The sequence below is a fragment of the Streptomyces sp. MK37H genome, from assembly GCF_018035285.1.
GTDB classification, from domain to species: domain Bacteria; phylum Actinomycetota; class Actinomycetes; order Streptomycetales; family Streptomycetaceae; genus Streptomyces; species Streptomyces endocoffeicus.
Map to the genome: position 1 here is coordinate 1 of NZ_JAAAYH010000504.1, position 6,131 is coordinate 6,131.

The window sequence follows — 6,131 nt, forward strand, 5'->3', positions numbered from 1 at the left end:
GTCCGAGGCGGGGGACGGTGTGAGCGGCGCGGACGCGGGGAAGGCTCTGGCCCGGCTGGGGTTGTGAGCCGACGCGGCTGAGGGTCTGAGCGGACGGGGTTGAGGCTCCGAGCCGACGGGGGCTGGGGCTCCGAGCCGACGCGGCTGGGGTGCCGATCCGACCGGGGATGTGCGGCCGAACTCGCGCTCCGGGAAGCCCGCATGGATGCGGCCAGCGGGACTTAGGGTAACCTAACTTAACCTGAGTCCTGATCGGCCGTGCTGTGAGGTGGAGTTCCGCGTGACCCTGGTCAGTCCGGCGAAAGCCGGGACCGAGACAGCGAGCGCGCCGCCCCGGCGGCGCACCGCGCGCCGTGCGACCGGATTGGTCGTCGCCCTGGGCGTGCTGCTGGCGATCGCCGCGGCTTCCATCGCGATCGGCGCCAAACCGATTCCGCTGGACCAGGTGTGGCACGGGCTGTTCCACTACACCGGCAGTGACACCGATGTGGTGATCCGGGACGTACGGCTGCCGCGCACCATCCTCGGGCTGCTCGTCGGCGTCGGCCTCGGCCTCGCGGGCGCGGTCATCCAGGCCCTCACCCGCAACCCGCTCGCCGACCCCGGGCTGCTGGGGCTGAACGCGGGCGCGTCCGCCGCCGTCGTCTCGGCCATCAGCTTCCTCGGCGTCACCTCCCTGACCGGCTATGTGTGGTTCGCCTTCCTCGGCACAGCCGTCGTGTCCGTGCTGGTGTACGCGCTCGGCGGCAGCCGGAGCGCCACCCCGGTGCGGCTGGCGCTCGCCGGGATGGCGGTGTACGCGGCGCTCTACGGATACGTCAACGCCGTGGAGCTGCTGGACACCGCGGCGCTCGACAAGATGCGCTTCTGGACGGTGGGTTCACTCGCCTCCGCCAATATGACGGTGGTCCGGCAGGTGGCCCCGTTCCTCCTGGTCGGCGTCGTACTGGCGGTTCTGCTGGGCCGTTCGCTGAACGCCGTGGCGCTCGGTGACGACACCGCCCGCGCGCTCGGCAGCAACCTCAACCGCACCCGGGCGCTCTCGATGATCGCGGTCACCCTGCTGTGCGGGGCCGCGACCGCCGCCTGCGGGCCGATCGCGTTCGTCGGGCTGATCGTGCCGCATCTGGTCCGTGCGCTCACCGGGCCCGATATGCGCTGGATCCTGCCGTACGCCGCGGTGCTTTCGCCCGTTCTGCTGCTGGGCGCCGATGTGATCGGGCGGTTGGTCACCCGGCCCGCGGAGCTCCAGGTCGGCGTCGTCACCACCTTCATCGGCGGGCCCCTCTTCATCTACCTCGTACGTCGCCGAAGGATGGCCCAACTGTGAACGCGAGCAAGCGCACCAGCAAGTCCGGCACGCGCGGGGTCACGCTGCGCACCGCCGGTCTCTCGCTGCGCCTGGACGTCCGCGGCGCGGTCGTGGGGCTGCTGCTGATCGCCGTGGCGCTGGTGATGAGCGTCGTGCTGATCGGCACCGGCGACTTCCCCATCGGCCCCGCCGATGTGGTGCGGACGCTGCTCGGCAACGGCACCGTGGCGCAGGACTTCATCGTCAACGAACTGCGGTTGCCGCGGGTGCTGGTGGGGCTGCTGGTCGGCGCGGCCCTGGGCATGGGCGGGGCGATCTTCCAGTCCATCTCCCGCAATCCGCTGGGCAGTCCGGATGTGATCGGCCTCGGCCAGGGGGCGGCGGCCGGGGCGCTCACGGCCATCGTGATGGTCAAGGGCGATTCGAACGTGGTCGCCACCGGGGCCGTCCTCGGCGGGGTGCTGACCGGACTGGCCGTCTACGCGCTGGCCTGGCGACAGGGCGTCCACGGCTATCGGCTGGTCCTCGTGGGCATCGGCACCTCCGCCACGTTCACCGCCGTCAACGGCTATCTGCTCACCCAGGCCCACCAGGAGGACGCGGCCCGTGCGGTGATGTGGCTGACCGGCTCGCTGAACGGCCGCGACTGGGACCAGGTCTGGCCGCTGCTGGCCGTCTGCGCGGTGCTCATGCCCGTGGCCCTCGGGCAGGCGCGGAACCTGCGGATGCTGGAGATGGGCGACGACAGCGCCTACGCCCTCGGGGTGCGGGTGGAGCGGACCCGGATGGTGCTGATGGGCGCGGCCGTGCTGCTGGTCGCGTCCGCCACGGCCGCCGCCGGTCCCGTCGCCTTCGTGGCGCTCGTCGCCCCGCAGCTGGCCCGCAGGCTCACCCGCTCGCCCGGTCCGAACCTGCTCCCCGCGGCCTGGATGGGCGCCGCGCTGCTGGTCACCGCCGACTGGGCCGCCCAGCGCGCCTTCGGGGCCGATCAGCTGCCGGTGGGGGTGCTCACCGGGATGCTGGGCGGTGCCTATCTGCTGTGGCTGCTGGTGACCGAGCGCAGGGCGGGGCGGATATGACGACTGTGGACACGACCCGGACGGAAGACGACATGGACAAGGACACCCGGCAGACCGTGGCTTCCAGCACGAGTGGTACCCAGGACCAGCGGCAGCGGCTCATGGCGGAGGGGCTGACCCTCGCCTACGACCGGCGCACGGTCGCCGAGGAGCTGTCCGTGACCATCCCCGACCACTCCTTCACGGTCATCGTCGGGCCGAACGCCTGCGGGAAGTCGACCCTGCTGCGCGCCCTGTCCCGGATGCTCAAGCCGGCGGCCGGATCGGTGCTGCTTGACGGGCAGTCGATCGGCTCGCTGCCCGCCAAGAAGGTCGCCCGCACCCTCGGGCTGCTGCCCCAGTCCTCGATCGCCCCGGACGGGATCACCGTCGCCGACCTGGTCGCCCGCGGCCGCTATCCGCACCAGGGGCTGCTGCGGCAGTGGTCGGAGACGGACGAGCGGATCGTCGACGAATCGATGGCGGCGACCGGGGTGGCGGAGCTCGCGGATCGCTATGTCGATGAATTGTCCGGCGGTCAGCGCCAGCGGGTGTGGATCGCGATGGCCATCGCCCAGCAGACCCCGCTGCTGCTCCTCGACGAGCCCACGACCTATCTGGACATCCAGCACCAGATCGATGTGCTGGACCTGTGCGCCCAGCTCCATGAGGAGCAGGGCCGCACCCTTGTCGCCGTGCTGCACGACCTGAATCACGCCGCCCGCTACGCCACCCATCTGATCGCGATGCGGGGCGGCGAGGTCGTCGCGGAGGGGGCGCCGGGGGACGTGGTCACGGCGGAGCTGGTGGAGCGGGTCTTCGGGCTGCGCTGCCAGGTGATCGACGACCCGGAGACGGGGACGCCGCTGGTCATCCCGGCCGCCCGCCGGTCCCGTACGGCACGGGTGGAGGCGCCTCTGGCGGGCGCCGCGGTGAGCGAGTCCTGAGGGGCGGCTCGCGGCGGGGCGCCCGGGCCGGAGCAGGGCTCGGGGTGGGGCTTGCCCTGGACGGGGTGGGGCGCTTAGATCAGCTTCCGCAGCCGCAGCAGGTCGCGCAGCCCGGCCTCGAGCTTGATCCGTCCGGCGCCCCACGCCCTTGCGAAGTGCAGCTCGCCGTCGACCAGGGCCACCAGGTCGTCGCCGGTCATCGCCAGCCGGATCTGCGCACGCTCGGCCGGGGGGCCCGACTCGGTCGTCACATCCTCGATCCGGCTGTCCACGAGACGGCCGATGAAAGTGGTGTCCAGGTCGGTGATCCAGCAGCTGACCGAGCGATCGAGCGCGGCAGCGCTGCGAAGGTCCCCGTTCGCGGTCGCGAGGTTCTCCGCCAGTTTGTCGAGTGCGCTGCGGCACTGTTCCAAGGTCGCCATCGCCGACGACGTTACCCCAGGTCTCGTACGTCGGAGAACGAGGGATTCGCGGTAGCGTCGGGGCCATGAGTGAGCCGATGTCGGCCGGGTGGCCCGGCCTCCAGCCCGGTCCGGCGGCCGAGGAGGCCCGGGAGGCCGTGCCGGAGCCGGTGCCCGAAGGGGCCGAGGGGGCCGAGGGGGCCGAGGACGTCGCGGCGGAGCCGGTGCCCGAGGCCGTGCCGGAGCCGCCCGGCCCCGCCGATCCGGCCCCGCTCGGCGTGGACCGTACGCCCACCGGCGTCGCCGAGGTGGACGCCCGGCTGGCCCGGCTGGCCGACGCCGACCACCTCGGGACGAGCGGACATCTGGAGGTGTACGAGGATGTCCACCAGGGCCTGCGCGACACGCTGACCGCACTCGACCGGCGGCCGGGACCACCGCCGCCCGGCCCGCGGCCCCCGTCCGCTGCGTAAACGACCTCAGGAGCTGAACCACCCGTGGCAGTGACCCGTCCACGACGCGCACGACTCGACGCGGAGCTGGTGCGCCGCAAGCTGGCGCGTTCGCGTGAGCATGCCAGCCAGCTGATCGCCGCGGGCCGGGTCACCGTCGGCGGGGCGGTGGCGACCAAACCGGCCACCCAGGTGGAGACCAGCGCCGCCGTCGTCGTGATCGAGGACGACAGCGATCCGGACTATGTCTCGCGCGGTGGCCACAAGCTGGCGGGTGCGCTGTATGCCTTCAGCGAGGAGTACCGGAAGGGCGCGGGCGCGGGGCAGGACCCCGGGGTCCGCCCGGCCACGGGAGCCGGGTCGGGGCTGAAGGTCGCCGGGCGGCGGGCGCTGGACGCGGGCGCGTCGACCGGAGGCTTCACGGACGTCCTGCTGCGCGCGGGCGCCGCGGAGGTGCTCGCCGTGGACGTCGGCTACGGGCAGCTCGCCTGGTCGCTGCAGAGCGATGAACGCGTCAGTGTTTACGACCGTACAAACGTACGCGAGCTGACACTTGAGCGGATTGGTGGGAAACCGGTGGACATGGTGGTGGGTGATCTCTCCTTCATTCCGCTCGGGCTCGTCCTGCCCGCCCTCGTGCGGTGCGCGGCGCCCGACGCCGATCTGGTGCTGATGGTCAAACCACAGTTCGAGGTCGGCAAGGAGCGGCTGGGCAGCGGGGGAGTGGTCCGCAGTGCCGAACTGCGCGCCGAGGCGGTGCGCACGGTGGCCGGGCGGGCGGCGGACCTGGGACTGGGTGTGCTGGGCGTAACGGCCAGCCCGCTCCCGGGGCCATCGGGTAACGTCGAGTACTTTTTGTGGATGCGCGCCGGGGCGCCGGCACTGGACCCGGCGGATGTTGACCGTGCAGTGGCGGAGGGGCCGAGTTGACCACTTCAGAAGCAGCGCAGCAGAAGGAAGCAGTGCCCGAGCCCGGAGCCGGGGACTCGGTGGCGGCACCGGCGGTCGAGCCGATGACGCCGGCGGCCGAGGCGACGGCGGACCGCACTGTCTTCCTCCTCGCGCACACCGGCCGCCCCGCGGCCATCCGCAGCGCCGAACTGGTCGTCCAGGGGCTGCTGCGCAGCGGAATCGGGGTGCGGGTGCTCGCTGCCGAGGCGGCGGACCTGCCGCTGCCCCCCGCTGTCGAGCGCGTCGACGCGGACCGTGACGTGCTGAACGGCTGTGAGCTGCTGGTCGTCCTCGGCGGGGACGGGACGCTGCTGCGCGGCGCGGAGTTCGCCCGGGTCTCGGGCGTGCCGATGCTCGGCGTGAACCTCGGCCGGGTGGGCTTCCTGGCCGAGGCCGAGCGGGACGACCTCGACAAGGTCGTGGACCGGGTGGTGACCCGGCAGTACGAGGTCGAGGAGCGGATGACGATCGATGTGCTGGTCCGCAACGACGGGCACATCGTGCACACGGACTGGGCGCTGAACGAGGCGTCGGTCGAGAAGGCCGCGCGTGAGCGGCTGCTCGAGGTGGTCACGGAGGTCGACAACCGCCCGGTCTCCCGGTTCGGCGGCGACGGCGTGGTCTGCGCGACCCCGACCGGCTCGACGGCCTACGCCTTCTCGGCGGGCGGCCCGGTGGTGTGGCCCGAGGTGGAGGCGCTGCTGATGGTGCCGATCAGCGCCCACGCGCTGTTCGCCAAGCCGCTGGTGACCTCGCCGAAGTCGGTGCTCGCGGTCGAGGTGCAGCCGCAGACCCCGCACGGGGTGCTGTGGTGCGACGGCCGCCGCACGGTGGAACTCCCGGCGGGCGCGCGGGTCGAGGTGCGCCGGGGCGCGGTCCCGGTCCGGCTGGCCCGCCTCCACCACGCGTCGTTCACGGACCGCTTGGTCGCCAAGTTCGCCCTGCCGGTAGCGGGATGGCGAGGGGCACCGCACTAGGAGATGTCCGACGGGTCTTGACGCCTGCGGCGG

Annotated in this window: 7 protein-coding genes; 6 read left to right on the forward strand and 1 reads right to left on the reverse strand. The window is 72.6% G+C overall.

Annotated elements, in window-relative coordinates; translation table 11 throughout:
• The first annotated feature begins 286 nt into the window (after positions 1 to 286).
• The 3 genes from GWI24_RS39060 to GWI24_RS39070 all read left to right on the forward strand — a co-directional run bounded on the left by GWI24_RS39060 (position 287) and on the right by GWI24_RS39070 (position 3,317).
• Positions 287 to 1,330, forward strand: coding sequence for an iron chelate uptake ABC transporter family permease subunit (locus GWI24_RS39060; RefSeq protein ID WP_247617510.1), 1,044 nt, complete (start codon positions 287 to 289; stop codon positions 1,328 to 1,330).
• The gene (locus tag GWI24_RS39065; RefSeq protein ID WP_210950775.1) at positions 1,327 to 2,391 is read left to right on the forward strand and encodes an iron chelate uptake ABC transporter family permease subunit; all 1,065 of its coding nucleotides are present in this window, start codon (positions 1,327 to 1,329) and stop codon (positions 2,389 to 2,391) included. Before GWI24_RS39060 ends, GWI24_RS39065 begins: the two co-directional genes overlap by 4 nt.
• Positions 2,392 to 2,492: 101 nt before the next feature.
• Positions 2,493 to 3,317: an ABC transporter ATP-binding protein gene (locus GWI24_RS39070; RefSeq protein WP_247617512.1), complete on the forward strand. Its 825-nt coding sequence runs from the start codon at positions 2,493 to 2,495 to the stop codon at positions 3,315 to 3,317.
• A 74-nt stretch (positions 3,318 to 3,391) separates the two neighbouring features.
• Here the strand turns inward: GWI24_RS39070 and GWI24_RS39075 are convergent, their stop codons facing one another.
• Positions 3,392 to 3,739 carry a sterol-binding protein gene (locus GWI24_RS39075; RefSeq protein WP_210950776.1) on the reverse strand — a complete coding sequence of 116 codons (348 nt, stop codon included), beginning with the start codon at positions 3,737 to 3,739 and terminating at the stop codon, positions 3,392 to 3,394.
• A 77-nt stretch (positions 3,740 to 3,816) separates the two neighbouring features.
• Here GWI24_RS39075 and GWI24_RS39080 point away from each other — a divergent pair, with 77 nt between their 5' ends.
• The 3 genes from GWI24_RS39080 (at position 3,817) to GWI24_RS39090 (ending at position 6,098) form a co-directional block, all read left to right on the forward strand.
• Positions 3,817 to 4,191: a hypothetical protein gene (locus tag GWI24_RS39080; protein ID WP_210950778.1), complete on the forward strand. Its 375-nt coding sequence runs from the start codon at positions 3,817 to 3,819 to the stop codon at positions 4,189 to 4,191.
• 30 nt (positions 4,192 to 4,221) lie between these two features.
• Positions 4,222 to 5,100 carry a TlyA family RNA methyltransferase gene (locus GWI24_RS39085; protein WP_210950779.1) on the forward strand — a complete coding sequence of 293 codons (879 nt, stop codon included), beginning with the start codon at positions 4,222 to 4,224 and terminating at the stop codon, positions 5,098 to 5,100.
• 83 nt (positions 5,101 to 5,183) lie between these two features.
• Positions 5,184 to 6,098, forward strand: a complete 915-nt coding sequence (locus GWI24_RS39090) for an NAD kinase (RefSeq protein ID WP_198274166.1) — start codon at positions 5,184 to 5,186, stop codon at positions 6,096 to 6,098.
• Positions 6,099 to 6,131: the final 33 nt, after the last annotated feature.

What these genes read in the sequence shown, in the direction of transcription:
- GWI24_RS39070 (WP_247617512.1), top strand. Translation starts at nt 2,493, where the DNA reads ATGGCGGAGGGGCTGACCCTCGCCTACGACCGGCGCACGGTCGCCGAG.
- GWI24_RS39080 (WP_210950778.1), top strand. Translation starts at nt 3,817, where the DNA reads ATGTCGGCCGGGTGGCCCGGCCTCCAGCCCGGTCCGGCGGCCGAGGAG.
- GWI24_RS39090 (WP_198274166.1), top strand. Translation starts at nt 5,184, where the DNA reads ATGACGCCGGCGGCCGAGGCGACGGCGGACCGCACTGTCTTCCTCCTC.
- GWI24_RS39075 (WP_210950776.1), bottom strand. Translation starts at nt 3,739, where the DNA reads ATGGCGACCTTGGAACAGTGCCGCAGCGCACTCGACAAACTGGCGGAG.